At 58.2% G+C, this 25,990-nt stretch carries 31 protein-coding genes; 11 read left to right on the forward strand and 20 right to left on the reverse strand.

Annotation, left to right across the window (positions count from 1 at the left end; translation table 11 throughout):
- Positions 1-2 precede the first annotated feature (2 nt).
- The 5 genes from trbL to QMX98_RS03580 are packed head-to-tail and all read left to right on the forward strand — an operon-like array spanning position 3 to position 4,499.
- Positions 3-1,292: a P-type conjugative transfer protein TrbL gene (trbL, locus tag QMX98_RS03560; RefSeq protein WP_099170562.1), complete on the forward strand. Its 1,290-nt coding sequence runs from the start codon at positions 3-5 to the stop codon at positions 1,290-1,292.
- Positions 1,286-1,975, forward strand: a complete 690-nt coding sequence (gene trbF / locus QMX98_RS03565) for a conjugal transfer protein TrbF (RefSeq protein WP_099170563.1) — start codon at positions 1,286-1,288, stop codon at positions 1,973-1,975. The genes trbL and trbF overlap by 7 nt, the downstream gene beginning before the upstream one ends.
- Positions 1,972-3,030, forward strand: a complete 1,059-nt coding sequence (gene trbG, locus QMX98_RS03570; RefSeq protein WP_017516412.1) for a P-type conjugative transfer protein TrbG — start codon at positions 1,972-1,974, stop codon at positions 3,028-3,030. Before trbF ends, trbG begins: the two co-directional genes overlap by 4 nt.
- A 3-nt stretch (positions 3,031-3,033) precedes the next feature.
- Positions 3,034-4,257: a TrbI/VirB10 family protein gene (locus QMX98_RS03575; protein WP_017516413.1), complete on the forward strand. Its 1,224-nt coding sequence runs from the start codon at positions 3,034-3,036 to the stop codon at positions 4,255-4,257.
- Complete coding sequence (locus QMX98_RS03580; protein WP_017516414.1) at positions 4,254-4,499, forward strand: DUF2274 domain-containing protein; 246 nt, start codon at positions 4,254-4,256, stop codon at positions 4,497-4,499. The genes QMX98_RS03575 and QMX98_RS03580 overlap by 4 nt, the downstream gene beginning before the upstream one ends.
- On the opposite strand, the gene QMX98_RS03585 is transcribed toward QMX98_RS03580, so the two are convergent.
- The 5 genes from QMX98_RS03585 to QMX98_RS03605 form a co-directional block, all read right to left on the reverse strand.
- On the reverse strand, positions 4,453-5,403 hold the full coding sequence (locus QMX98_RS03585) for a LysR family transcriptional regulator (protein ID WP_282410259.1): 951 nt from the start codon (positions 5,401-5,403) through the stop codon (positions 4,453-4,455). The genes QMX98_RS03580 and QMX98_RS03585 overlap by 47 nt on opposite strands.
- 138 nt (positions 5,404-5,541) lie before the next feature.
- Entirely contained in the window at positions 5,542-5,937 is a 396-nt protein-coding gene (locus tag QMX98_RS03590; RefSeq protein WP_017516415.1) for an MAPEG family protein, read from the reverse strand.
- 85 nt (positions 5,938-6,022) lie between these two features.
- Positions 6,023-6,703, reverse strand: coding sequence for a cupin domain-containing protein (locus QMX98_RS03595; RefSeq protein ID WP_081596628.1), 681 nt, complete (start codon positions 6,701-6,703; stop codon positions 6,023-6,025).
- Between the two features lie 10 nt (positions 6,704-6,713).
- Positions 6,714-7,418, reverse strand: a complete 705-nt coding sequence (locus QMX98_RS03600) for an SDR family NAD(P)-dependent oxidoreductase (RefSeq protein ID WP_017516417.1) — start codon at positions 7,416-7,418, stop codon at positions 6,714-6,716.
- 21 nt (positions 7,419-7,439) lie between these two features.
- Entirely contained in the window at positions 7,440-8,051 is a 612-nt protein-coding gene (locus QMX98_RS03605; RefSeq protein ID WP_017516418.1) for a glutathione S-transferase, read from the reverse strand.
- A 101-nt stretch (positions 8,052-8,152) separates the two neighbouring features.
- Between QMX98_RS03605 and QMX98_RS03610 the strand changes: the two genes are divergently transcribed.
- A complete protein-coding gene (locus tag QMX98_RS03610) occupies positions 8,153-9,082 on the forward strand; it encodes a LysR family transcriptional regulator (protein ID WP_017516419.1) in 930 nt (309 codons plus the stop codon).
- 24 nt (positions 9,083-9,106) lie between these two features.
- On the opposite strand, the gene QMX98_RS03615 is transcribed toward QMX98_RS03610, so the two are convergent.
- Complete coding sequence (locus tag QMX98_RS03615; protein ID WP_017516420.1) at positions 9,107-10,030, reverse strand: LysR family transcriptional regulator; 924 nt, start codon at positions 10,028-10,030, stop codon at positions 9,107-9,109.
- 130 nt (positions 10,031-10,160) lie between these two features.
- On the opposite strand from QMX98_RS03615, the gene QMX98_RS03620 reads away from it, so the two are divergent.
- On the forward strand, positions 10,161-11,243 hold the full coding sequence (locus tag QMX98_RS03620; RefSeq protein ID WP_052261069.1) for an NAD(P)-dependent alcohol dehydrogenase: 1,083 nt from the start codon (positions 10,161-10,163) through the stop codon (positions 11,241-11,243).
- Positions 11,244-11,534: 291 nt separating this feature from the next.
- Here the strand turns inward: QMX98_RS03620 and gstA are convergent, their stop codons facing one another.
- Both gstA and QMX98_RS03630 read right to left on the reverse strand, forming a co-directional pair.
- Entirely contained in the window at positions 11,535-12,143 is a 609-nt protein-coding gene (gstA, locus tag QMX98_RS03625; protein WP_017516422.1) for a glutathione transferase GstA, read from the reverse strand.
- A 47-nt stretch (positions 12,144-12,190) separates the two neighbouring features.
- A complete protein-coding gene (locus tag QMX98_RS03630) occupies positions 12,191-13,249 on the reverse strand; it encodes a nitronate monooxygenase (RefSeq protein WP_025828123.1) in 1,059 nt (352 codons plus the stop codon).
- Positions 13,250-13,448: 199 nt separating this feature from the next.
- Between QMX98_RS03630 and QMX98_RS03635 the strand changes: the two genes are divergently transcribed.
- Both QMX98_RS03635 and QMX98_RS03640 read left to right on the forward strand, forming a co-directional pair.
- A complete protein-coding gene (locus QMX98_RS03635) occupies positions 13,449-13,727 on the forward strand; it encodes a helix-turn-helix domain-containing protein (RefSeq protein WP_025828124.1) in 279 nt (92 codons plus the stop codon).
- 135 nt (positions 13,728-13,862) lie between these two features.
- Positions 13,863-14,330, forward strand: a complete 468-nt coding sequence (locus tag QMX98_RS03640) for a VOC family protein (RefSeq protein WP_052261070.1) — start codon at positions 13,863-13,865, stop codon at positions 14,328-14,330.
- Here the strand turns inward: QMX98_RS03640 and QMX98_RS03645 are convergent.
- Both QMX98_RS03645 and QMX98_RS03650 read right to left on the reverse strand, forming a co-directional pair.
- Positions 14,299-15,588: an ISL3-like element ISPst9 family transposase gene (locus tag QMX98_RS03645; protein ID WP_033939138.1), complete on the reverse strand. Its 1,290-nt coding sequence runs from the start codon at positions 15,586-15,588 to the stop codon at positions 14,299-14,301. The genes QMX98_RS03640 and QMX98_RS03645 overlap by 32 nt on opposite strands.
- Positions 15,589-15,638: 50 nt before the next feature.
- On the reverse strand, positions 15,639-16,259 hold the full coding sequence (locus tag QMX98_RS03650) for a LysE family translocator (protein WP_014819627.1): 621 nt from the start codon (positions 16,257-16,259) through the stop codon (positions 15,639-15,641).
- 390 nt (positions 16,260-16,649) lie between these two features.
- Between QMX98_RS03650 and QMX98_RS03655 the strand changes: the two genes are divergently transcribed.
- Entirely contained in the window at positions 16,650-17,306 is a 657-nt protein-coding gene (locus QMX98_RS03655) for a hypothetical protein (protein WP_039614006.1), read from the forward strand.
- Between the two features lie 15 nt (positions 17,307-17,321).
- Here the strand turns inward: QMX98_RS03655 and QMX98_RS03660 are convergent, their stop codons facing one another.
- The 8 genes from QMX98_RS03660 to QMX98_RS03695 all read right to left on the reverse strand — a co-directional run bounded on the left by QMX98_RS03660 (position 17,322) and on the right by QMX98_RS03695 (position 22,947).
- Positions 17,322-17,717, reverse strand: coding sequence for a hypothetical protein (locus QMX98_RS03660; RefSeq protein WP_047296792.1), 396 nt, complete (start codon positions 17,715-17,717; stop codon positions 17,322-17,324).
- Positions 17,718-17,764: 47 nt separating this feature from the next.
- Complete coding sequence (gene iscB / locus QMX98_RS03665) at positions 17,765-19,105, reverse strand: RNA-guided endonuclease IscB (protein WP_099169972.1); 1,341 nt, start codon at positions 19,103-19,105, stop codon at positions 17,765-17,767.
- A 332-nt stretch (positions 19,106-19,437) separates the two neighbouring features.
- Positions 19,438-19,695: a hypothetical protein gene (locus tag QMX98_RS03670; RefSeq protein ID WP_047297019.1), complete on the reverse strand. Its 258-nt coding sequence runs from the start codon at positions 19,693-19,695 to the stop codon at positions 19,438-19,440.
- 116 nt (positions 19,696-19,811) lie between these two features.
- On the reverse strand, positions 19,812-20,165 hold the full coding sequence (locus QMX98_RS03675; RefSeq protein WP_084341938.1) for a hypothetical protein: 354 nt from the start codon (positions 20,163-20,165) through the stop codon (positions 19,812-19,814).
- 66 nt (positions 20,166-20,231) lie between these two features.
- A complete protein-coding gene (locus QMX98_RS03680; protein WP_282410260.1) occupies positions 20,232-20,624 on the reverse strand; it encodes a hypothetical protein in 393 nt (130 codons plus the stop codon).
- A gap of 267 nt (positions 20,625-20,891) precedes the next feature.
- On the reverse strand, positions 20,892-21,422 hold the full coding sequence (locus tag QMX98_RS03685; protein ID WP_033045058.1) for a dual specificity protein phosphatase family protein: 531 nt from the start codon (positions 21,420-21,422) through the stop codon (positions 20,892-20,894).
- Between the two features lie 108 nt (positions 21,423-21,530).
- Positions 21,531-22,412: a prohibitin family protein gene (locus tag QMX98_RS03690; protein ID WP_033045059.1), complete on the reverse strand. Its 882-nt coding sequence runs from the start codon at positions 22,410-22,412 to the stop codon at positions 21,531-21,533.
- 298 nt (positions 22,413-22,710) lie between these two features.
- Entirely contained in the window at positions 22,711-22,947 is a 237-nt protein-coding gene (locus QMX98_RS03695) for a hypothetical protein (RefSeq protein WP_033045061.1), read from the reverse strand.
- Between the two features lie 456 nt (positions 22,948-23,403).
- Here QMX98_RS03695 and sppA point away from each other — a divergent pair, with 456 nt between their 5' ends.
- On the forward strand, positions 23,404-24,339 hold the full coding sequence (gene sppA, locus QMX98_RS03700) for a signal peptide peptidase SppA (protein ID WP_282410261.1): 936 nt from the start codon (positions 23,404-23,406) through the stop codon (positions 24,337-24,339).
- A 67-nt stretch (positions 24,340-24,406) separates the two neighbouring features.
- On the opposite strand, the gene yejK is transcribed toward sppA, so the two are convergent.
- Entirely contained in the window at positions 24,407-25,408 is a 1,002-nt protein-coding gene (gene yejK / locus QMX98_RS03705; RefSeq protein ID WP_282410262.1) for a nucleoid-associated protein YejK, read from the reverse strand.
- A gap of 25 nt (positions 25,409-25,433) precedes the next feature.
- Positions 25,434-25,982 (reverse strand): hypothetical protein, encoded by a 549-nt coding sequence (locus tag QMX98_RS03710; RefSeq protein WP_016971295.1) that lies wholly within the window; start codon positions 25,980-25,982, stop codon positions 25,434-25,436.
- Between the last annotated feature and the right edge of the window lie 8 nt (positions 25,983-25,990).

The following is a 25,990-nucleotide window of genomic DNA, read 5'->3' on the forward strand; positions in this document are numbered from 1 at the left end:
TCATGGACGGAGTCGGCGTCATCGATCGGTTCCTGGAGGTCTTTACGACCTATATCGACAGCGGGTTCGGCCTGCTCGGCGGCGATGTCGCCTTCCTCGCGACCACACTCATCGTTATCGACGTCACGCTCGCCGCGCTCTTCTGGGCCTGGGGGGCGGATGACGACATCATCGGTCGCCTCGTCAAGAAGACGCTCTTCGTCGGCGTCTTCGCCTATATCATCGGCAACTGGAATGCGCTCGCGCGCATCGTCTTCGAGAGCTTCGCAGGTCTCGGCCTCATCGCCACCGGCGGCGCGATCGGTGCGGGCGAGCTCCTGCAGCCGGGCCGGATCGCCGCTGTCGGGCTTGAAGCAGGGCAACCAATCTTGGAGTCCATCGCTGACCTGATGGGCTTCGTCTCCTTCTTCGAGAACTTTATCCAGATCTCGATCCTGCTCTTCGCCTGGATCGTGGTCCTGCTCTCCTTTTTCATCCTCGCGATCCAGCTCTTCGTGACGCTGATCGAGTTCAAGCTGGCGACGCTCGCGGGCTTCATCCTCGTGCCCTTCGGCCTCTTCAACAAGACCGCCTTCATGGCCGAACGCGTGCTAGGGCTCGTCATATCGTCCGGTGTCAAGGTGCTCGTGCTTGCCGTCATCGTCGGCATCGGCTCGACCATCTTCGGCGAGTTCACTGCCGGTTTCACCGGCGAACCGACCATCGAGGATGCGATGGCCGTCGTGCTCGCGGCGCTCTCGCTGCTCGCGCTCGGCATCTTCGGCCCCGGCATCGCCAACGGCATCGTTTCTGGCGGACCGCAGCTCGGTGCCGGCGCGGCGGTCGGTGCCGGCCTCGCAGCAGGCGGCGTGGTCGCAGGTGGTCTCGCGGGCGCGAAGATGGCCGGGGCCGCCGGTGGAGCCGCCCTGCGCGGTGGATCTGCCGTTGCAGGCGGTGCTTCGACTGCCTTCGGGATCGGCGCAGCCTCGGGCACGTCCACGGCCGGGAAAGCCGCGAGCGCCATGGCCGCAGTCGGCCAGGCCGGAGTCAACACAGCTGTCAGCCCGCTCAAGCGCGCTGTCGGCGACAGCTACCGCTCCGGCTCACGCGCTGCCTTCGAAGCCACCGGCGGCAAGTTCAGCAATTCCCCGTCATCCATGCCGACCCCCGCCAATGACGGTCCGCCCGCCTGGGCGCGCCGCATGAAACGTCAGCAGAGCCTGCAACACGGCACCGCCGTTGCCGCCCACGCCATCCGCTCCGGCGATGGCGGCGGCGCGGGCACTGCCATCAGCCTTTCGGAGAGATCATGAAATTCAAGAGAACCAGCGTGCGATACGCCAAGACCCCCGAACCCGTGACCCCTTACCGGAAGGCCGCCCAGGTCTGGGACGAGCGGATGGGTTCGGCCCGCGTCCAAGCCCGCAATTGGCGGCTCATGGCCATCGGGTGTCTCGCCACGACAGCGACCTTTGGCCTCGCGCTGGTTTGGCAATCCACCCAAGGCACAATCGTCCCTTATGTGGTCGAGGTCGATAGACTTGGGGCAGCCCAAGCCGTGGTACCGGCAACCGCCAACTACCGCCCAACCGATCCGCAGATCGCTTTCCACCTCGCACGCTTCATTGAGAACGTCCGCGAGGTTCCCGCCGATCCGATCGTGCTCCGCGAGAACTGGCTCCGCGCTTACGATTTCACCACCGATCGCGGGTCCGTCGCGCTCAACGACTTCGCCCGGGAAAACGATCCCTTCGCCCGCGTCGGCGAGGTCCAAGTCACCGCCGAAATCTCCAGTGTCATCCGGGCTTCTGACAACAGCTTCCGCGTGGCCTGGACCGAACGCCGCTACGTGAACGGGCAGCTCGCCGTCACCGAACGCTGGACCGGCATACTCAGCGTCGTCGTCCAACCACCCCGCGACGCCGACCGCCTCCGCAAAAACCCTCTCGGCGTCTTCGTCCACGCCATCAACTGGTCAAGGGAGAACGCCCAATGAATGATTGCATCATACGCAAAACCTGCATGCCCGCCAGACTTTCCATCACTACACTTCTCGCCGGTTCGATGCTGGCCGGGTGCGCCACCTTCAAACCGCCTGAGATCAGCTACGATGATCCGGTCGCCGCAACGCTGGTTGCTGAACCGGCGCGCCCAGTCCGGATCGTCGAGACACCCGAGCCTTTACCGCTGCCCGGCCAGCTCATGCGGGTCGATGCCGACGACCGTCCGGCAGAAGCTGCGGAACCGACCGAGCGCGTGACCAACGCCAATGCCGCCGCCCGGATCGAACCGGTGCGCGACGGCTTCATCAACGCCGTCCAGCTCTATCCCTACAGCTCCGGGGCGCTCTATCAGGTCTACACCTCACCCGGCCAGGTCACGGACATCGCGCTACAGACGGGTGAGAGTCTCGTCGGCGCCGGCCCGATCGCCGTGGGCGACACAGCACGCTGGATCATCGGCGATACCGAAAGTGGCTCCGGCGACAGCCGCCGCATCCATGTGCTCGTGAAACCGACCCGGCCCGATCTCGTGACCAATCTCGTCATCAACACCGACCGGCGCACCTATCACCTCGAACTGCGCGCGACGCCGCAGGCCTATATGGCCTCCGTATCCTGGCAATACCCCGAAGACGACCTGATCGCGCTTCGGCGCCAGAACGATCGTGCAGAGGCGAGCCTTCCCATCGGGCGCAATGTCGATCTCGACGATCTCAACTTCCGCTACCGGATCACCGGCGACCGCGCGCCCTGGCGGCCGCGCCGCGCCTTCGATGACGGGCGGCAGGTCTTCATCGAGTTCCCGCGCGGGATTGGCCAGGGCGAGATGCCGCCGCTCTTCGTGATCGGACCTGAAGGGGACGGTCAGCTCGTCAATTACCGTATCCGGCGCAACTACATGATCGTCGATCGGCTCTTCGCCGCCGCCGAACTGCGGCTTGGGGATCGCCAGCGGGTGGTGCGGATCGTGCGGACGGACGGGGTCCAGCGAAGCACCCAACGCGAAGAGCGCGTGGTGTCCGCCTGGCGTCCCGATGAGGACCGCTGACCCATGACCGGAACTGAAGATCAGCAACAAGACGACCGCGCCGAAGAGCCGCCACGCACCGAACAGGACATCGCGAAGGAACTCCGCCTACGGCCCGATCCGCCGCGTGTCATGCGGCTCTCGCGCAAGGCGATCACGGTTCTGGTCGTCGCCGGTGGGCTCGGCATCGGCGCGATCCTGATCGGAGCCTTGCAAGGCTCCGATCCAGGCGATGGACCTTCCGAACTGTTCTCGACCGAACGAGTCCAGGAGGCCGAGGGCCTTTTGGGGCTGCCGCGCGACTACGCGTCGATCCCACGGCTTGGCCCACCGCTACCGGGTGAGCTCGGGCGTCCGGTTCTGTCTGCGCAGCGGCGCGGTGAGCCCGTGCCCGTCGTTCCTGCGACCGGTCCTGCCGTCGATCCGGAAGAACAACTGCGCTTGCAAGAGGCCGAAGCCGCGCGGCTCGCGACGCTCTTTGCCGACGCGAGATCGAGCGGCACCGGGGCTGAAAGGCCACAGGCAGCCCCCGTTGCGGCCGCGGCCACCGGGCTACAAGGTCTCTTCCCGGCTTCTGCCGATCAGGCACGGAGGCCGGACACGACGGAGCGACAGGAAGCCTTCCTAGATCGTGAGGTCGATAGACGAACCACCGCCGCAAATCGGCTACAATCCCCGCCGAGCCCCTACGTCCTGCAAGCGGGATCGGTCATCGAGGCAGCGCTGCTGACAGGCCTGCGCTCCGACCTTCCGGGGCAGATCACCGCGCAGGTCACAGCGAACGTCTATGACAGTCCCACCGGGCAATTCCTGCTGATCCCACAAGGCGCGCGCCTGCTGGGCGAATATGACAGCCGCGTGGAAACCGGTCAGCGTCGTCTGCTGCTCGCCTGGACCCGATTGATCCTACCCGACGGTCGCTCCATCGTCCTCGAACGCCAGCCCGGCACGGATCAGGCCGGATACGCCGGGCTCGAAGACGGTGTCGACAATCACTGGGGCCAACTATTCCGCGCGGCGGGTCTGGCGACCATCCTCAATATTGGGCTTGAGACCGGCGAAGATGGCGGCGACGAGATCGCCAAGGCAATCAGAGACGGCACGCAGGACACGATCGGACGCGCCGGCGAGGCCATCGTCCAGCGCCAGCTTCAGATTCCGCCGACACTTACGATCCGGCCAGGATTTCCGGTACGCGTGATGGTGACGCGCGATCTAATCCTCGAACCGCAAGGAGATGCCCGATGAGCAAGTTGAAGCTAGGCGACATTCGCGACGACAAGCCCGTCAAGCTGACGATCGAGCTACCAGCGCAGGTGCATCGGGATCTGACAGCTTATGCGGAGATTCTTGCGGCTGAGAACGGGCGCAAACTCGAACCGGCCAAGCTCATCGCGCCCATGCTGGAGCGTTTCATGAAGACCGATCGCGGGTTCGCTAAGCTCAAGAAAGAGAACCGTTCGTCTTTGCTTCGATCTTCGCCAGACTGATGAATCGTCGAAGTGCCGGGTTATCGTTTTCTGGAAGCCATGTCAGAGAAAAAGGAGTTGGCTCACCATCACCCCCAATGGGAACATAGGTGACATTAGGGTAGGTAATCCCTCTACAGTGCTCGTAGACAAATGTGATGCCCAACCCCAGACCGACCAAACCCATGATCTCTTCGCGACTCAGCCGATTTCGGTGAACGAGTTCTGATTTTGCGAAAGCCGCAACGTGCCCTAGCCTGTGTGTATCGAAAGCCGTAAATGGCTCCGTCACCCAAAGAACATCAGAAGCCTCATTCAACTCTTCCCAGAGTATTTGATGACGTTCAGACCATTCGTGGTCCGTCGAGACCGCAAGAAGCATCCGCTCGCGCGAAAGTAAAACACTGTCTTCGACACTTGGCTTTGGCGCACGTGAAGTGATGATTGCGTCCACGAGGCGTTGGTTCAATAGAGTGGAGAGTTCGTTGCTGGACGCTCCAATCACCTGAATGGCGACATCGCAATGGGCTTCGATAAAAGCCGAAAACAGGTTTCGCACGGGTCCGCCGGAAAGGCAGGCTGTAATGCCAACGTCCAGTTTTCCAGTCATAGCAGTCCCAGCCATAGAGGCGGATTCTAGAGCGTCCTGAACCCCGGCAACAAGCATCCGGGATTGTGACATAAAACGCCATCCAAAACGCGTCAGGCGCACTCCTGTCGTACGCCTTTCAAAGAGCGACAACCCAAGCATTTCCTCCAATTTCTGAATGCGTCTGCTCAAAGACGGTTGGCCAACGCCAATAGCCTCTGCCGCTTTACGAATGCTACCTGCCTCGCAGACAGACAGAAAACACTGCAAGTCAGATATACAAAGAGGTATGCCAGAACTCGGTTCCCCTGCACCTAATTTAAGGCGTCGAGACACGATGCAATCCCGCAACAAATACTAACTCCACCCCGTTGCTGCACGACTGGGGAGGGCGACAGGACGCGACGACTCTAGCTAGGAGATGCGCCACGTCACCGGAGCGAGTGGCGCGCGCTCTGAGTTTCGCTGCCACGATCAAACGACCCCGAGGATGACCATGGCCAGAACCACTTGGACTATCCACCCAAGGACGAAGGTCAATGTCCGAGCGACCGGAATACCCAGCGTGTAGACGACAAAGTGCGCCAGACGGGCGAAGAAGTAGAGCATGCTGAGTGTGATCGTGAGGCTAGAGGACAAATTCAGGGCGACGACTCCCAACACCAGAGCCGCGAAGATCGGAAAGTTTTCCATCGCGTTTTGATGGGCCGCCGTCGCGCGCTGCGCCCAGTCCGACAAGGGCTTATGCTCAGGGTTCGGATTTCCCAGCGATGCTGGTATCCCGATTACGGCAAAGCGGTTCAAGACATAGACCATCCAAAACAGGGCAGTCATGAGGCCAGTTGCAGCCATCCAGTGGATTTCAGTCATTATTGTTTCCTTTCGATGACGAGATCAGCCTGAAATGCGGGTCGCTCTAGCAACCCGATTTCAGGGCGGCGCGTTTTCCGGCCGATCAGGTGAGATGCCCCAAGTGGCCCCGTTTGGCCCAGATGCGACAGCCTGACGGGGATTGGATGGGCAATTCTGCCCCAGCCGGGAACCGCAGCCATGTGCCCGCGCCGCATAGGGTGTCGCCGTAAAGCAGCTCCCCTTCGATGACGAAAATCTCTTCGCCGGAAAAATCGCCGCGGTCAGCCCAATTGGTTCCTGGCGCAAGCCTCTCTGAAACGACCGTCTCGGACACATCCTGATGGAGCTGCGCGCGGGTCAGACCGTCCGTTCCGGTTGGCTCATATGCGAGGTCGTCAATATGCTTGTGGACGGTCTGGCGATCATCTTCTTGGAACTGGCGCAGCTTCACAAAAATCGTGCATCCATCCTTCGTGAAGGGCGCGTGCTTGCTGCCCGGAGGGTTGCGCACGTAACACCCGGTGCGGAAATCCCCGTCACCATCAGAAAACACTCCTTCAAGCACCAGATATTCTTCGCCCATGTCATGGGTGTGTTCCGGAAACGCACTTCCCGGCGCATAGCGGACCACCGAGCTTGCCCGGGCAACTTCGGCCCCGTCGCGTTCCAGAAAGCGGCGGTCAACCCCGGCTGTCGGAGAAGGCGACCACTCTTGTTCAGCAGAATGAACGATGGCCGGTTGAGAAAGATCAGTGTTTACACTCTCTGGTACACTGTACGTCATGATGAAGTCCTCAGAATTTCTCAGTCGCAGGGCGCATGTCGAATTCATGTGTCCAGGCTTTGGGGGATTGATTGATCAGCTGCAGATAGGCCGTCGCGATCGCGTCAGCGTCGAGACAATCTTCTTCCTTGATGTTGAAGCGTTCCTGGGCTTGGGGTCCCCAGATGATGCCATCGAGCACGGAATGCACGACGTGGATCCCTTGCGGGCCAAATTCGCGGGCAAGGGACTGTGCCAGGCCACGCAGCGCGAACTTCGCTGATGCGAAGGCTGCAAAGCGCGGATTGCCTTTGAGAGCCGCTGTTGCGCCGGTGAAGATCACTGTGCCGCTACCTGCAGAAACCATGCCGGGCAGCACGGCCCGCGCCGTGATCATTGCACCGAAGCAGGTCGACACCCAAGACGCCTGGAACTCCTCTGGTGTCAGTTCCAGAAAGGGTTTCGGGATGAGCTGCATCGCGTTGTAGATCAGCACCGTTGCAGGGCCATCCTGCCCGTCAATCAGCTCAATCGCCTTTTCGACACGCGCCTGATCGCTCAAGTCGTAAGGCAGGTGGGTGTAAGACGCGCCGAGGTCTTCTCCCTCAAGGCTGCTTTTCCGGGATAGGCCGTACACGTTGTAGCCATCCGCGATCAGCGTCTTTGCAATCGCTGCTCCAAAGCCCGGCGCCATACCGGCAATGATCGCAGATTTCTTTTGTTGTGAATCGTTCATGTTATTTCTCCTTGATCAGTTTCAGGCCTTGGCGGTCGGACGTTCAGAGACGCGCGCGTGCCACGCCGCGAGATGCGTGCAGTCAGCCGGGATCGAAATGCCAAACAGACCCGCAAAATCGACACCGCAGAGCGCCGTAATGTCGGCAAAGCTGAACGTGTCGCCAGCGACGAAGTCCCGTCCCTCCAGCTCTTGGTCTAACCAGCGCATGGTCTCTTCAACGCGCGGTTTGTTCGCCTCGCCCCATTCTTTATTGCGATAGCGATCCGCCTCGCCCAAACCGTCAGTGGCGTGATGGAAAAAGGTCGTGGCCGCCCCGACCAGGCCTTCTTCGACCCGCCGTTGCCACATCGCGACCAAAGCCTGGTCCTTCGGTGTTTTGCCAAGCAAAGACGGCTCAGGCTGCGTAGCCTCGAAGTAACGGGCAATCGCAACAGCCTCAGAGATGACCGCGCCGTCGTCGAGCTCGAGGCAGGGTACGGCTTTGAGCGGATTGAGCTTGGTGAAGCCCTCACTGTACTGCTCGCCCTTGAAGACATCGACCTGAGCGCAGTCGATATCGATCCCCTTCTCAGCAAGGAAAATTCTGATGCGACGTGGGTTCACTGCACCAGTGCAGTCATAGAGTTTCATGGCAGACCTCAAATTTAGACTAGGGTTGCATGGACTGTAGCGGTCAGGCTATTGATAGAGAAATTGCATCTCAGAATATGACCAATAGTTGGTGGCTATAAATGAACCTCAACCAGCTCCGATATGCCTCAGCGACTGCGGCCGAAGCTTCGTTCACCAAGGCGGCTGAACGATGCCATGTCACCCAGCCAACCCTTTCCAATGGGATTGCGCAGTTAGAAGAAGAACTCGGCGGAGCCCTGTTCGATCGCACAACCCGCAAAGTGAACCTGACCGCCTTTGGCAAAGACGTCTTACCGCTGATCGATGCAGTGCTTCAGTCGCAAGGAGAGTTGCAGGCCCGGGCAAAAGCCTTCTTCGATCCACAACATCAATTGCTTCGTATTGGATTGTCACCGCTGATCGACATGCGCCTCCTGACACAGGTAATTGCTCCATATCGAACAGAATTTCCCGATGTCGATGTCTTCTTTAAGGAGTGCTTTCTGGATGATCTGGATGCCCGTCTGGAAAAGGGGCAGATTGATGTGATGCTCTGCCCGTTTCTGCCGCATGAGCCCACGGCGCGCAGCACTTTCAGCACCGAGATTTACACAGAAGAGCTGCGATATCTTCCAGCCCGGTCGTCTGCCATGACCCAGGTTGATGAGGGTGCCGTCCTACTTTCACAGATCGCAGATGACACGTTCATTCTATCCTATGACGGATGCGGTCTGGCCAATGCAACGCGATCCCTTTTCTCCAGCGCGGATCTTCAGTTGAAGGAGTATTCCGGGCACACGATGAGCTATCACGTCATGCAGGAATGGGCCGATTTGGGCATCGGGTCCACCATTCTGCCGGGCTCCCGCATTTCGAGGGAGTTTCGGGATAAGACTTGTCGGGTCATGCTGGCGCCACAGCATCCAGCCTTGATCCGCATTGACGCACTTTGGAACCGTGCAGCGACCTATCCCAAACACATCAGCGCGTTCCATCAGCACCTGATCGAACGCGCGCCAAGCCTCGTGCGCGGTGCAGCCGCTGCTTGACGTTCAACCAGCCTTGGGGCGCGGTCATCTACCCCAAGGAACGGGTGATGCGAAACGCGCGACCAGTGCATCAATCGCGACCCGGATTTTGGGTGCATGGTCACGTCGTCGCGGCCACAATAGGTTGATGCTCCGGTCTACCATGTCCGAAAAAGACAACACTGGAACAAGAGCGCCTGATCGCAAGTGTTCACCGGCAAGCCAAGTAGATAGCCGCGCAATGCCATGCCCTGCCAAGGCGGCATCCAGAAGAGCCTCACCGTGATTGACTGTCAAACATCCAGCGTATGACTGCTCGACCATGTCACCGTCCTCAGTAACGAGATGCCAAGGGAGAAGGCGCCCACCATGCTCAAAGAAGATACATCGGTGCGAAGCGAGATCCTCCAGCTTGTCGGGTGTCCCGTGACGCGCGATGTAGGCTGGCGCTGCACACAGGATCGACGTCTGCTCCGCCAGCATTCTGGTGAGAATAGTGGCGCTGTCATCTGACGCGCCGATCCGCACAGAAAGGTCGAAGCCTTCCTCAACCAGATCGACAAAACGATCCGTGAAAGACAAGTTGAGAACCAAACTCGGATATTGAGTCGTAAGCTCCAAAAGCGCTGGAGCAGCCCATAGTCGCCCGAAAGAAACGGGCAAGCTTACTCTCAAAACGCCCGTCACTTCCCTGCGCCGCAAACTCATCGACGTCTCTGCAGCTTCAATGTTTTCAAGAATCTCCTTGCTCTTCAGAAAAAAGACTTTGCCCTCATCCGTAAGCGTGATCGAACGCGTCGTGCGCAGCAAAAGCTGTACACCCAGGCGTTCTTCAAGCCGAGCCACGCTCTTTGCTGCCGCAGACTTTGAAAGGCCCAAGGCCTGTGATGCTGCAGTGAAACTGCCCATCTCTACCGTGTAGACGAACGCAGAAATGCCTTCGACGCTGATAGACGGGAGGAGACGCATAAATTCACGATCCTTTTTCGCAAATGATAGGATAAGAATTCCCAACTAACTATATGAAATATACAATAGGCTGTGCCCAGATGTCACGTGATCGACAACAGATCACCTGCAATCGTGAGGTGCAGATTTCATGAAACAGAAAACGATGAGGGCGTGGGCGCTCAGGGAATTCGGCCTAAGCAACCTCGAAATGGTTGAAACACACAGACCGATTCCATCTGCGACGGAAGTTCTGATACGTGTACGAACAGTCTCGCTGAATTATCGCGACAAATTGGTGGTCGATGGGGCACTTTTGCCGGAACGGCCTAACATGCCATTCATTCCTGTCTCGGACTTTTGTGGTGCGGTCGTTGACGTTGGGCACAACGTCTCAAGCGTCGAGCCTGGAGACCGGGTGATTGGTAACTTCTGGACCGAATGGATTGACGGTCAACCGCCGCGGTCGATGCTCACCCATGGTTTGTCTTTGGGCGGACCTCTGCCTGGTGGGCTTGCTGAATACATCGTCATTCCGGAAGCGGCAGCTGTCAAAGTACCAAGTGATTTGACGGATGCGGAGGCCTCCACGCTCCCTGTAGCAGCACTGACGGCATGGTTCGCTTTCGCCGAAACCGGCAATGTCCGAGAGGGTCAAACCGTTCTCGTCCAGGGCACAGGGGGCGTTGCACTTGCCGGATTGCAGATTGCGCAAGCGATCGGCGCACGCGTAATCGTTACTTCGCGAAGTGAGAACAAACTCACCCAGACGCTCAAGCTCGGTGCTTGGGCTGGTATAAATACGAGTACCCACCCAAACTGGCCCGAAGAAGTTATCGAACTGACCGACGGTGCCGGTGTCGATCACATTCTGGAATTGATCGGCGGCGATAACCTTGCCCGATCTTTGACAGCAGCTGCGCCACAGGGCCAGATATCGCTTGTCGGCTTCCTCGGCGGGATGGATGCGCAGATCAGTGCGATTCCGTTCATGCTGCGCAGAATAAGACTGCAAGGAGTCTCGGTCGGACATCGACGCGCGCTTGAGCGATTGATCAGCTTTGTTCAGCGCAATGACATCCATCCGGTAGTCGATAAGGAATACGCTTTTGAAGATGTGCAAGACGCATTCGCACATCTCAAACACGGCCCATTTGGAAAAATCACCGTCCGGGTCAGCGACTGGCGCGAAGCCAAATCGCAAACGCTCGACGAAGACGTGCTTCACAGTTAGTCAGCTCTCTCAGAACACTGACGCAGTGTTGCAATCAGTAAACCGTTGCAAACGCAGTACAGCGTTAAGTCCGCGGAGCCAGTGGTTTGTGCGGCTGACGGTCCCTTCCAAGGCAACCGCTGACTCTCTCCCGCGATTACCGCTCTCTTCTAAATTGATCGGCTCCGACCCCACCGACAAGTGAATTCTCCAGAAGGGTGCGGCGGCTCAGCGCAAACACATCAGCGTATTCCATCAACACATGATCGAACGCGCACCAGGCCTCATACGCTGAGCCGCCTCCGCTTTACGCTAGCCGGACGTCTCGGCCTCAATTGCGGCCTTCACGGCCGGTCGATCTCCGATCCGTTGCAGATAGGCCTGTAACTTAGGCCAGGCATCCAAGCTGATATCCTTAAAACCCGCCCACCGCGCCACAACGAACAAATAGGCGTCCGCAATCGTATATGTATCTCCCATGATGTGTGTGCGGCTATCTGAAAACCGCGCTTCGATATAGTCGAAACATTTGCCCACCTTGGCAGGAGCCGCCTGGATTTGTTCTTCGGAGGCTGTCGCTGAGAACAAAGGTGAAAAGGACTTGTGAAGCTCGGCACTAATGAAATTCAGAACGCCTTGCAGCTTGGCCCGTTCAATGCTTCCGGACGGAGGGACCAAATCGGCTTCTGGAACGCCGTCTGCAATGTACTGAATGATAGCCACACCTTCGGTAATGACATCGCCGGTATCCAACGCCAGCGCTGGAACATAGCCTTTTAAGCAGATACCGAGGTAATCGTCGCCGGATTGAGTTTTCTTGGTCTGAAGATCGACGAGATCGAGTTCAAATTTCGCGCCCACCTCGCGCAGGATGATGTGCGGGGACAATGAACACGCACCGGGGGAATAGTAGAGTTTCATTTTAGGCTCCATGATTTCAGAGGGGTTGAACTGAGCTGGGAACGGCCTCACGCGATGCCGACGATCAGGTCGGCCATCAGATCGGCGGTCTTCCTGTGCTTCAGAAGCGGTGCGGCCTGATTTGCATAGAGCGAGAGGAACTCATCACCCCCTGCAGCGATGCTTGCTGCGCGCAGCGGCGCCACGAACCATGCCTGGACTGGAAACGGCGGGAGCTGAGCTGCCACGGCCTGCATGTCTTTGATCAGACGGTTGGACATGCCCCTGGCAAGTCGCCCGGTATAGGCACGTGTCAGTTCTGAACTGGCAGAGCGATCCGAATACAGTGCCGCCCGATGTTGATCCACCGTGCCGGATTCCGCGCAGGCCAGGAACGCCGTGCCCAATTGCGCGGCCCCCGCACCGAGGGACAACGCCGCCTCGATGCCCCCGGCATCCACAATCCCACCCGCCGCAATGACCGGTTTTGAACACATCTCTGAGATAACACGGGTAAGCGGCATGGTGCCCATCAAGCTGTCCTCGGCCCGGTCCAGAAAGGACGGCCTGTGCCCGCCCGCTTCGAACCCTGTGGCGAGGATCACATCGACATTTGCAGCTTCGAGCGCTTGCGCCTCGGCTAATGTTGTTGCGGCCCCCACTGTTGTGATGCCCCGGGCCTTGCAATCTGCCAACACGCGGGCTGGCGGTATTCCAAAGACGAAGCTGAACACATCCGGTTGTGCTTCAAGGATTGCCTCCACCTGCTCCTCAAAGCTGGGGTGGAACCGCGGCGGTTGCTCTGGTTTGGGAAGGTTGAGCTCACGATAAAGCGGTTCAAATAGGCGCCAAGCCCGATCGTAGGCATCAGTGGAGTAATCCCGTGCCTCTGGATCGTGATCAGACACCCAAAGGTTCAGCGCGAAAGGGTTGCTGGTCTTCTCCCGGATTTCAGAAGCGACACCCAGAATGCCTTCGGCTTCCAGATAATGCACACCAAATGACCCCAAGCCGCCGAGGTTAGAAACGGTGGAAACCAGCTCCACGGTCGAAAGCCCGCCACCAAAAGGGCCTTGAATTATAGGATGTTTGATCTTCAGCAGATCCAGGGTTTGCGTGCTTTGCATGAGTTTGCCTCCATCCGAGTTACGCACCAGATGCAGACTAGATAGGTCCAACGTTACATCTTGTAATTAGCTTTCCTCAGGTTACTCTTATTTTGAAGTTTCCAGATGGTAACCACGGAAAGGACGTGCTTTGACAGTTTTGAAGCGACGAAAAAATAGGTCTCCGGCCCACGATCCCGACTGCCCTTTGAACGAGTGTATGAGGCTTATTGGAGGTGCGTGGACCCCCAACATCATCTGGTACCTCAGCGGAGGCGCGCGCCGATTTTCCGAGCTAAAAGAAGACATTACGCCGGTATCAGCCAAAGTTCTGAGCGCACGCCTGAAAGAGCTTGAATCAAAGGGGGTTGTCGACCGAACGGTCGTGGCGACCTCTCCACCCACGGTGGAATACAGCCTAACCGATCTAGGTCAGCAACTCGTTCCTGCAATCGATGCGATCGTTACGGTTGGGAAAATGCTGAAAGAACGAGCTTGATCAACGCCATGGAGTCGGTCTGGTATCGCGCATCAAGCCCGCATCACCGCAAAGGGTTCATAGGCCAGTCGAAACTTGGGGGCCTCTCAGGACGCGACGGGTATCACAGACCCAAGAAGACACAGAGGATGATCTATGACTCCATTAACCCGCCGTCAGAGCATCGCAATGGCCGCTGTTGGTTCGGCAATCTTGGCTAATCCGACGAAAGCATTTTCCCAGAGTAAGACCGTATCCGCACTCAACCAAATCCGCGCTTTGGATTACACCATTATCTATACCCGCGACATGACCGCGATGCGAAAATTCTACGAAGAAATCATGCAGCTTGAGTTTCGCCAGGCTGCAGGAGATGGATGGGTCGAGTTCAAGGTTGGCAGCAATATCCTTGTTCTGACGAGCGAACCAGCGGGTGGCCTCTTTCCCGAGACGGTGCCTGCACCTGGTGTTGGTTCCGTTCAGCTAGCGTTTCGGGTCGCGCCCAAGATGGTCGATGCCTGCGCGGAGGAATTGGGGTATGCGGATTTAATGGTTGATGGGGCACCTTCCCCTCACCAACCTGATGCTACCCTCAGATGGTTGATAGATCGACCCCGTAGTTGAGCTCCTCTGCGAGGTCTGGCAGTCCGTAACCGATGGTTTTCTTGTAGAACGGAGAGACCTTCGCAGTCGGGGCCTTCTTCTTGTGCTTCGTGGTGTAGAGCATTCGCGCCCGCATCACCTCAAAGGAATAACCTCGTCCTTCACGGTTCTTGTCCTTGGCCAGTCGGTTGATGGACTCCGTGAAAGCGTTGGTGACAGGTATGTCCGTCTCGAAGTAGGTCATGATCTCTTCGCGCCAGTTGCCCACCGCCCTAAACAGATCGCTCCAGACTTCTTTCTGGCCCTTCGGGATGGTGGATATCCACTCGTCCAGGGCGGCTTCTGCCTGGGGTCGTGTGGTGGCGTCCCAGATGCTGTAGAAGCGCTCCTTGTGCTCGTAGGCAGCCAGCAGTTGCGGGAATGCGCCTGTCCAGGTTTCCATGATCAGCCGCTCCCGGTCTGAGACTTCGTGAGCGCGCTTCAGCAGGATTTTCCGGTCTCCCTTGAGGGTTCGGATCTGGGCTGGTTTCAGCTCTTTCCGGAGCCCCTTGCGCACCTTCTCCAGAGCATCGTTGGCCATGCGCACCACATGGAATTTATCGACCACGATGCGGGCCTGTGGCAGCACCGCCCTGACCGCCGTTCGATATGGATTCCACATGTCCATGCTGACGATATCGATCTTCTGCCGGTCTTTCAGCTTCATCAGGTAGTTAGTCACGACGTCCTGACGGCGAGTGGCCAGCAGATCGAGCAGGGTCTTCTCCTCAATGTTGGTCAGGATGCAGCGGTAGCGCTTGTTCAGGTACAGCTCGTCGATGCCCAGAATGCGAGGCGTTTCGAAGCGGTGCCAGCGGCCTAAGAACGCGGCGCGGGCGTTGAAGATGTCCCGTACCGTCTTCTCGTCCAATCCGGTTTGCTGCGCCACGAAAGTGTAGGGGTGGTTAAAGGACTCCTTCTCTACGTATTCATGTAGCCGCAGTGTCATGCGGAAGCCGTCCACCACCTCCGGTAGCTGGGGCCTGAAGGTAGCCTCGCAGGCCCGACAGATGTACCGGCGGCGGAGCACCCAGAGGGTGACCCGCTTGCCGTGGATGGGCAGATCATGATAGGGAACATCACGCTTGCCGAAACGCACGAACTCACCCTGCACCCCGCATTCCTCGCAAGCAATGGGATCGGGCGCGTCTACCTGGAAGTGCATTTCATCGTCGGTGGCTTTGCAGCCCAGCACCTGGTATGAGGGCAGGTGCAGGATGTTGTCGGGCATTTCGGTCATACGTTATTCTCTTAAGACGACTAGCAACTGGCTAAAGCGTTCTTAAGAACCTAGGCAACACGCGAAGGTTGGCGACTAAGAAGAAGCAGGATGCCGAAAGCAATCATTCCTCCACCTGAGGCGCGTTGAAACCAGTGCAGCTTGTTTGCTGCGAAAGCTGCTGCAAAACGCCCTGCTGACGCATATATCGCTATTGCAACGGCCTCTAGCGCGATAAAAACCGTCCCAAGAGTTGCATAGCTCAGCCAGTAATTCGTTATATCCACGAATTGCGGGAAGAATGCCGCGAAAATGAGGATTGCTTTGGGGTTACTGATGGCGATCAGCGCCTCACTACGGAATGCCTTACGAAGCGAAGGTTTCATTGCATCTGCGTTTAGGTTAGTCGAGCCAGATGTTGTTCTGAGGAGCTTGATGCCCATCCAGACCAGATAGGCGGCACCAACGATCTTGATCACGTTGAAGACCAACGCCGAAGCAGACAAAAGCATCCCTAAACCAAGCGCGCTAGCAGCAATCATGGGCACGAAGACGGCAAGCCGTGCTGTGCTTGCCATAAAGGAAAACCCTACGCCCTTTTGCGCACCGTGTGTCATCGCAACGAGGTTATTGGGGCCGAACGCCAGGTTCAGTGCGAAACATGCCGGGAGGAAAACAAGTAGATCGATCATTAGCTTTGTTGTGACCTCAAGGGAGTAGGTTGGATATGCATGGTCAGTGCACCTCGTTCAAGTAGGGCGTGACATTACGCAACATCCGCTCAATGTAGTCTTCCATCTTGCCGACCGGCGCGACATGGTGCAATGCACCCCGAGCCGCCTCAATACCTTCTAGCCGGGCGATGACCCAACTGGGGAGGTACTGAGCCCGTAGGCTACCACTCTTCGTGGCAATATTGCTTTTGGCGAAGAAAGGCTGGCTGAGCACAACGACACCCGCTTCTTGTACCGGGGCTATTGTCAAGACAGATATGCCTAGTTTTCAAGTGTTCCCTACATATGGCTATAGGGAAGGGGATCTGGAAAGACCGGCACGGTTAGCTATCAACCATTTAGTCCGTTGTGGATTTAGTTTTCCCTTCCGCTTTCTACTTCACATATCAACCATTAAATCCGCATACCCAGAAATTGTTGGGAGGCCCACTGCATAAACTCCTCGAGCCGGAGGAGGCTGACGCCATCCGAAAGGCCGGGGAGATCGTCCGCTCGATCAATATTCGTGTTGAGCACGCCAAAGAGATCAAGCGCCGGGAGGAGAAGCAGAGGGAGGCTCGGCTTAAAGCTCGCAAGGCCCTGATTGACGCCGAGGTTAGAGCTGCATTCCGGAGGCCCCAGGCAACGGCGGAGGACGCAATACGGATTACAACGCTGGCGATGGCGCTTCACCAGGAGAAATTCATCCTGGATTTCTATGATGTCCCAACCATGACAAGTCAGTATCAGGAGCGACTACAGCGAGCGCTCAAGGAAAAGGCACTGGGTGGCTACGTCGATTACGCTCATACAGACATCGTGCGCGGATTATCTGAAACCCTCGACTATCGGCAGAGTGGGAGTCCAAAGGCGGACATCGCGGCCGCACTTAGCTTGTGTGAAAGCTGGAAGCCAAAACACCGGACGGCGCAAGAATTCCTGGAGTTTGTCCATCGTCAAATAGCGATTGAGCACTCGGCCAACGTAGAGAGATTGCCGGTCAAGAAGAAGCCGGCCGGCAGGTAGCCACAGCAAACCTTCTCACAGCAATTCAGGCTGAGCCTGAAGGCGGGCCATGATTCGGCTGTTCAAGGCCCGCCGGTCTGCGGCCATTCTGGCCTCTCTGGCAGCACCTACGCCGTTGAACTGGTTTACGACATAGATCAGGTACAGCGGGTCGCTCGGGCCTACCCAGGCGTTCCAGGCTGCACGGCATTTGGCTCGGGTCTCTGCATTCAAGGCGAAATACGCAGCTCGTGCTTTACGCCACACGGCGGCATGGTTCTGACGCATACGGTCGGTGACCTTGCCCTCGTGAAGGTCACGCAGACGCTTTTCTTCTTCCCAGCTGTGCTGGATCTCGCGAATCTGATCGCCGAAGAGTGGCAGTGATTCAGCTTCCCGCGCCTGTTTGCGCTCAAAGGCCTTCTTCATCATTTTGCGGCGAGAAACCTTGCCTGAACGGCGAGGATAGCGCGGCGCGCTCAGCGCGCCCCTGCTCTCGCTGCCTCCTTCTGGGGTTGGGCGCTATCGGTCGGGGTGTCGGAATAGGCGTAGCCATCGGCTCGCTGGATCAGGGTGCAGTGGCGGTGGTGGATGCCCTGCACTACGCCATCAGGCGTCTGGATGTTGAAGCTGCCGGTCTTGCGCACGGCGACGCGACCCTGGTGGGTGCCAGCCTTTTTGCCGGTCGGCACCTCGGCGCGCACCTGATCGCCGGTCTGGAAACCGAAATGGCGTTTCTGTCGGGTCAAATAGCCGCGTGGAAAACCGTGGGCGGTAAGGCGGGTGCGCTGGTACTCGCCGCGTCCGGTGGCCTTGATCGCCAGCGTGGGGCGTTGCCAGTGCTCGATGGCCCTGATCTCACCGACACTGGCTGCATCGAGCGCGTGGGTCTTCGGAAGGCCGAGGCATCGTCGGTTAAATTTGGTTTGCGCCCCGGTGCCCGTGGTGACCGACAGGCCGGTATCCAGCAGGGCACGGAACAGGGCATTGCGGGTGGCGTTGACGGCGGCGGCATCCCGAAGTGGGACTTTGGCTTTCGCCTTGATTCGGGCCAGCAGCTCTGGCCTGGCCTTCAGGAACACCTCGACTGGCTGGTTGCCCTTGCGCTGATTACAGGGCCGGCAGGCCAGGGTCAGGTTGGGCACCCGGTCGCTGCCGCCGGCACTGCGCGGAACGATGTGCTCGATCTCCAGCGGCGTATTTTCAGCGTCGCAGTAGGCGCAGCAGCGGCCCCACTTCTCCAGCAGGTATTCACGCACCTCGTAGCCGGCCAACTCGCCCTGCTGGTATTGGACGCCGCTGATCTCCGGGTTCTGTATGGCCTGCATGTCGAACTTGACCCGCTCGACTGCCAGATCGCTGATCGGAGCCCAGTTACGCATCCGCCCGACCCAGCCCAGCGTGGTGTCCAGCCGGTGGCGCAAGCTTGGCGGCAGCCAGCCTTCCGGCCGGGTGCGGTTGTCGAAGCGCGGTGTGCGGTGGCGCAGGTTCTGACCACGGCGGCGACGGCGAAACGCCGCCCGCTGCTGCATGGCCTGGCGAATCGCTGCGCCCCGATGGGCCAATTCCATCAGTGAGAGAACAGACACCCGCTGGCCCTTCTGGCGTACCAAGGCAATGCCAGTGAATTTGCTGCCCGGATCGAACTTGAGCGTCAGCGATTGCAGCGCGCTATCGGCCTGCCGCCGATCCACTAGACGGATCACGAACGGCACCTGCCGGTGTATGCGGGCGCGACCGCGCTCCAGCAACAATCGCGCTCGCTTCTCGCTGCATGGCATCAACGGCGTGCCTGTCTTATCCAACACATAGACCGCCACGGCGATCCTCCTTTGAACTATGCCCTTACGGGCCTGGTGACGGAGCCTTGCGGCTCGCTCCCCTCGGGAATGTCTGCACCCGGCTCCCGCTGTCGCGGCGGTCGGAATCTTCGGCGTTTTACCTTTCGCCAGCATGATCCCGACCTTCCAGTGCCCGGAACTGAGGAAGCATTCCGGGGTGGGTCGGTTCGACCTGGTGCAAACGGAGCGGGTTAATACCGCTTTCCCTGGTCAACCCAGCCTGCTTTCACAAGCTCCGACCTTCAGGCCGGGGTAGTTGACTCGCTCTGTGACAGTGCGTTTTTCCTGACGTAGCAGGTACTTCTTGAATCTCATGACCGACACTCCAGCGCCCGGCGGGTAAGAGCGGCCAGCAGCAACCCCAGGGCGCACCAGGTGGCCAACATGAGTAAGCCGAGGAGTGCGATGCCAGCGGTGCCGAAAAGCCCGCCAAAAAGCAGCAGGAAGGCCTGAGGCGCGGCTGCGAACACCCCAGACCAGATCAGCGTGGCATTGGCCACCCCGGCTAGGAACATGAGCCATGCAAGGTATTCCGGCAAATAGCTCGACTTGAATGAAGGGGACTGCATGAGGCAACTCCTTGTTGTCAGAGGGGGAGATGCCTTCAGGCTATTTCCATTCCGGAATATCCCAAGCCAACAAAAAGCCCGGCGAACCGGGCTGAGATTGCTCTAGGTGCTAGTCCTCAAAATGCAAGCTCTTGCTGGCGGTCTGCGTAGCCGCACCAACGGGCGAAGCAGTCGGGATTTCCTACCTCCATCTCTATGTTTCCGGCATAGCCGTGGGTGCGCGCGTCACGGATCAGCTCTGCGATAACTTCGGGACTATCTCCCATCTCGAAGCAGGTATCAAAAGTACGCTCGCCCAGCCCTTCAAACCCACGATCCCACAACTGGTAGCTGGTGATCTCATGCACGAGATTGTGGCGGTAGGCCAGCTGAACAAAGCGCACACGAGCTTTGAAGCCCGAAGCGGTTGTAAGGCCTACCTTGTCGCGTAGACCAAACAGTTCGGTGATGGTGGCGGTGGTGTAAGACATATGGCGATCCGAGTTATCCAGGAGATGCCATCAGGCTACGGCATGAGCTGGGAATCCCAACCAGACTCAACGAGCCACGGGAGGGGCGATGCCAAGCGGCGGCATGATCAGGATTTCGTAGACAGAAGGGGGCAGGGGATCAATTTGCACCCTGATGCCGGTGTATTGGGCTGAAGGCCTCCCATCCAGAGGAAAAACGCCGTGGGGAATTTCAGGATCGGAGCCGAGCCACATCCTGGCGCGGTAGTCGATCCGGAAAAGCCCAACCTCGATCCAGTAGTGGGGAGAAACGGCCCGGCCAGCAACAAGCAGTTGGCCAAGCATGCCTTGGTAGGGAATTCCTGCCCGAGCCAACCTGGTAGCAACCAGCCTGCACATCCCATCGCACTCGACAGGTGCGCTATCCAAGGCTTCTAAGAGCCCATCCAGGACTGCGGCGGTGATTCGGCGGTCAGTCATAGTCCTTTGCCTTGAGGAATGTTGATCGTTCGCGAAGATGGCCAGAGTACGTTGGCTGGGGAGAATCCCAATGGCTGGTTGAGCGACAGCGCGTTGCTCAAAGAAAAGCCCGCCTAGGGCAAGCCTGGCGGGCTTCGGAAATAAAATGAGCAGCTTCAGCGACACCACAGACGAGACAGGTGAGGGGGGGAGTGCCTTGGGAGCGTAGCTTCTACCATGAAGCTGCCCAGCGGCTAATTTACCATGATCTCTACCGTCGCTGTTCGCTCACGAGAACATCGATTTGATTGCCGAGAGAAGGCTTCGCTTTGGCGCTTCTGGTTCTACTGGAGTGCTTGCCGCACGGTAGGCTGCCATCAGGTGAACATCGTTGGCCAGCATCCGGTAGACGCACTGGTTTGCGTCTGGGGTCGGCTTATGCAGTTGGTAGCCATAATGTTTGCTGATATACAAAGCAACCGCGGCACTGCGGGATCGGCCGGCTTGGCAATTGACAGCGATATTTTCCCCTCGATCTGTAATTTCCCGGATGCGCTCCCGCAGCACGTCAGCCTTACCGCTGAGCAAGTAATCGACGTAGTTCCGCTCAAAATCTGGCCCATATATCTCGATGACTTCTTCGTCAAAGCCAGCGTCAATGAAGTGGTGGTAGCTCACGCTCTTCCAGCGTGCCTCGTCGATGCGGGCCTGGTCTTCAAGACCATCAGATATCGATATCAGGTGCCAGTCGGGGCCTTGCGAGTATGCTTCAGCGTCACTGCGCGATAAGAAGGTGCAGCTGGGTATGGTTCGGTGCATTTGTTTCTCCGTTTCCACCGGCATGACTACTGGATTGGTAGATCCCTTTTACAATGACAAAGCCCGCGAGCTTGTCAGGGCTGCGGGCTTCTAATGTGGGAAGATGGATTACTTCTTGGCGTCGATGAACGGCAGGGTTCCGCCTGGAAGTACAGTGGTAGGCAGCACGCCGTTCCAGCGCTCGGCTTTGGTCAGTTCGACCAGGCCGGGGTTGCTGCCCAGGGCGCGAGCGCGGGCGTCGATGGCTTTTGCTTCCGCTTCGCCGCGCAGCTGAATGCTTTCCGCTTCGGCACGTGCGGCGGCCAGTGCAGAATCCGCGGTAGCCTGGGCCTGGGTGACGACAATCCGCGCCTGGATCTGCTCAGTGGCCAGTTGCTGCTCGCGAGTCTTCACGGCAACCTCAGCGCGCATGCGCTCTTCGATCGACTTCTCGTAGGCGTCACTGAAGTCGATGTTCTCGACCTGCACACTGTCGATCACCACCGGCCCACTGACTGCGCTCTTGATTGCAGAGGCGATATCGGCAACCAGCTTGCCGCGTTGCTGTACGGCATTGACGGCGGTGTATTGACCGAAGACGTTTTCCACCTGTGTTGGGACATGGCGGCTGATTGCTCTTGTCAGCAGGCCGTCCAGATCGGCGTAGCCCTTGTAGACCTCCGCGACCTCGCCTGCCGGCACGTGCCAGCTGACCGAGACCGACAACGTTGCAGCCTGTTGGTCACGGCTGTATGCCTGCAAACCGTCCCACTTGGTGGCGTTGTTCTGTATCGAGATCGCTTTGGCGCTATCGATGAAGGGGATTTTCCAATGCAGCCCTGGATCTGCCACCTCCATGAAGGCACCGTTGCGCAGGACCACTGCGCGTTCTTTCTCGTCGACGGTATAAAACGAGCCAAGCAGCAGACCCATACCTATAACGGCCACAACGGCAATCGAGCCGAGAGCCAAGGGAGATTTGGACGAGGATGAGAAATTGTTGAATTGCATACTGATGATCCTTGTTGGTTGGTCGGCGATTAGTTTGTTAGGTATTGGCTGAGGAAGGTCTCGATTTCAGACGGTTTTTTCGCCTGAAAGCGGGCTGCGCTGTTTGCGGTTGTGCGGTGTTTTTCTCCTCGGTTTCAGTCGAGGTTGCATTGGCCACGTTATAGGCCGACTTGAAAAACCCAAGTCACCTCAATGCGGCCGGCTACTAAGCTGATTGAGTCGTGGGGCCGGCAGCGCAAGGAAAAGCGAGAACAAAAAAGGCGACACAGCCGGTCGCCTGATTTCTATGGGCCTCCTTTTAGAGGCTCTTCAACACACCCCAGTGAACTGGACGGCGATCTGCCTTTTCCAGTGCCTCCGCTGCTACCGAGGCTTGCTCGTGCGAACTCCACACGCTGTCGGAGCAACGCTCAACTCCGTGCTCCTGGTCTCGGAAAATCAGGTCAAAGGTCGGTGCCTCGTACTGGTCAGAGATATCCCGCACTACAAAGCGCTCGTGCTCGAGGTGATGTGTCACGGCGGATGCGGCGCTCACAGGCACGATCCTGCTTTCAGGGGAGCTGAGGATGGAGACCCCGAGGGGACTCCCAGCTGCTCCGCCGAATCACTCTCTGGGGGCCAGATCGACGCCGAACCGTCGCGCTCTGGTTGGGAGATGGACGTTTCGATGTTGCAGCGACCGATCTCAATTCCAAGCTCATTGCTGGCCTGTTGGGAGAGAACTTGCAAAGCATCCTCAACCGCTAGTTCGAGCTTGGCCTTCAGCCGAGAAAGCGCTTGTGGTGAGCCAGTAACTCCAATAGCCAGGCTGAGGGTAAGTCCAGCATGATGCCGAGCCTGGGGCGTGACGACCTGCATAAATGGTTCTCCGTATAGGTTGATCTGCCTCCTTCTCTCACGATCGTTGAGAATCCCAAGAGCCAACCGCCTGTTCAGGATCGCCTCTCCCCAGTGTTTAATAGCCGGGAATCAATCTTTTAACGGAAATCCCATGGATCAAAGCCTTGAAGTCTTGGAGCGAACGCTGCAAGCAAGCATCAAAGAGCAGCGTGCAGCACGTCGCTGGAAGAACTTTTTCCGGCTCGCGACCCTTGGGGTAGTCGTGACTGCTTTTGTGGTCGGCGGAAGGGCAGACCTCGATGGCGTCGGCACCGATGTGCCGGTAACAGCGAAAATCAAGGTGAGGGGAGTGATTGCGGATGGGGAGGAAGCGAGCGCTGAGAACCTGAAGCGTAGCCTCGGCAAGGCCTTTGAAAATGAGAATACGAAAGCTGTGATTTTGGAGATCAACAGCCCAGGCGGAAGTCCCGTGCAAGCAGGCCATGTTTACGATGAAGTTCGTCGCTTGCGTGCACTGCATCCAGACACGAAGGTTTATGCCGTCATCACAGATCTGGGAGCCTCCGGCGGTTATTACATCGCCAGCGCAGCCGACGAGATATTTGCGGACAAGGCCAGTTTGGTCGGATCGATCGGTGTAACCGCGGCGAGCTTTGGTTACGTCGAACTCATGCAAAAGCTTGGGGTCGAGCGCCGCTCCTATACGTCCGGCGAACACAAGGCCTTCCTCGATCAATTCCAGCCTCAAAACCAAGAGGAGACGAAGTTCTGGGAAGGGGTGCTCAAAACAACCCACAATCAATTCATTCGCTCGGTTGAGGCTGGGCGGGGAGAGCGTTTGAAAGCGAAGGAGAATCCCGACCTATACTCGGGGCTGATATGGACTGGCGAGCAAGCGGTGGAATTGGGGCTGGTGGATCGCCTGGGTGATTCCGACTACGTGGCTCGCGAAGTCGTAGGTGTGAGCAAGATCGTTGACTTCACCCGCAAACAGAATCCCCTGGATCGCTTTGCCAGCAAGATCGGCGCTTCGGTTGCCGAACACCTCTCATTGCGGCTTGGGTTCGACGGCCAGAGCTTGCGCTAAAGCCCAGCAGGTACCCGGCCAGGCTAAGCAGGATCTGCCCCGTCCAGAGATGAACGGGGCATTTTTTTTAGCCGCGCTTGAGTTGATCACGCAACTGAGTGGGTAGATTGCGAATAGTCAGCGTGCCGGCATTCTCGTCGTAGTCGATCTTGGAACCCAGCAGGTGGGCCTCGAAGCTGATCGACAGACCTTCTGCGCGGCCGGTGAAGCGGCGGAATTGGTTGAGGGTGCGTTTATCCGCTGGGATCTCAGGCGACAGTCCATAGTCACGATTGCGGATGTGATCGTAGAACGCCTGTGGTCGATCTTCATCGATCAGCCCCGACAGCTCCTCCAGCGTCATCGGTTCGCCCAACTTCGCCTGGCTGGTGGCGTAGCCAACGAGCGTATTGGTCTTCTCCCGCGCCTGCTCCTCGGGCAGATCCTCGCTCTCGACGAAATCGCTGAATGCCTTGAGCAGGGTGCGGGTTTCACCGGGGGCGTCTACACCCTCCTGGCAACCTATGAAATCACGGAAGTAGTCCGACACCTTGCGACCGTTCTTGCCCTTGATGAACGAAATGTACTGCTTGGACTGCTTGTTGTTCTGCCACTCGCTGATGTTGATGCGCGCTGCCAGGTGCAGTTGACCGAGATCCAAGTGCTTGGCTGGAGTCACGTCCAGGGTGTCGTTCACCGCCACGCCTTCGCTATGGTGCAGCAGGGCGATGGTCAGGTAGTCGGTCATGCCTTGCTGATAGTGGGCGAACAGGACGTGGCCGCCGGTTGAGAGGTTCGATTCTTCCATCAGTTTTTGCAGGTGCTCGACCGCATGGCGGCTGAAGGCGGTGAAGTCCTGGCTTTCGTCGAGGTAATCCTTCAACCACCGGCTGAAGGGGTAAGCGCCTGACTCCCCGTGGAAGAGACCCCAGGCCTTGCCCTGCTTGGCGTTGTAGCTCTCGTTGAGGTCCGCGAGCATGTTCTCGATGGCCTGCGAAGCTCCCAACTCTGTATCGCGGGCATGCAGCACCGCGGGGGTTCCATCGGGCTTTTTGTCGATCTGATGAACGATGATGTGACGTATTGGCATGAGCAAAGTCCCTGTAGTTTTGGGGTTAGAAAGGCGTTTCGTGGGGGTGTTTCGACAAATGGGCAGTGAGCACTTGCTTACTGAAGTCGGTCAGAATTTCAGGAGCAAGAACGGAACCGGTGATTGCAGCTGCGGGGCGAAAAATCCTCTTGCCGGAAGCCGTGAGCCAATCGAACACCATGAAGTGTTGGTGTGCCCCAGTTTTGAGAGGTGGCAGCGCCTGCCAGGTCATAGTAGAACTGGCGTATAGCGACAGCGCTGATATTACGGTTTGGGACTCCGCTGCATTGCGGCGCTGCTCTGGCAGAGCGTCATAGGCGGTGAGGGTTGCGCCGAGAACATCGGCTGGCTGAAGCCCTCCAAGATTCTTCAGATCCTCGCCACCCTGCATTGCTCGATAGCCATCCAGCGTCAGCTGGCCAACGAGTCGGGGGCCAGCCACCAGGTTGTATGAGTACAGCCAGAATCCAACGGCATTTCGTGCGCCGGCTGCATCGTCATCGATAACCCAGCTTGCATCGCGCAGTGACTCAGCGAACTTGCGAGCACGCGCCTCTCCTACGTCATCCATCATGCCTCCTA

Origin of the sequence: Pseudomonas sp. PS02303 (genome assembly GCF_029959925.1) — a bacterium.
GTDB lineage: Bacteria > Pseudomonadota > Gammaproteobacteria > Pseudomonadales > Pseudomonadaceae > Aquipseudomonas > Aquipseudomonas mandelii.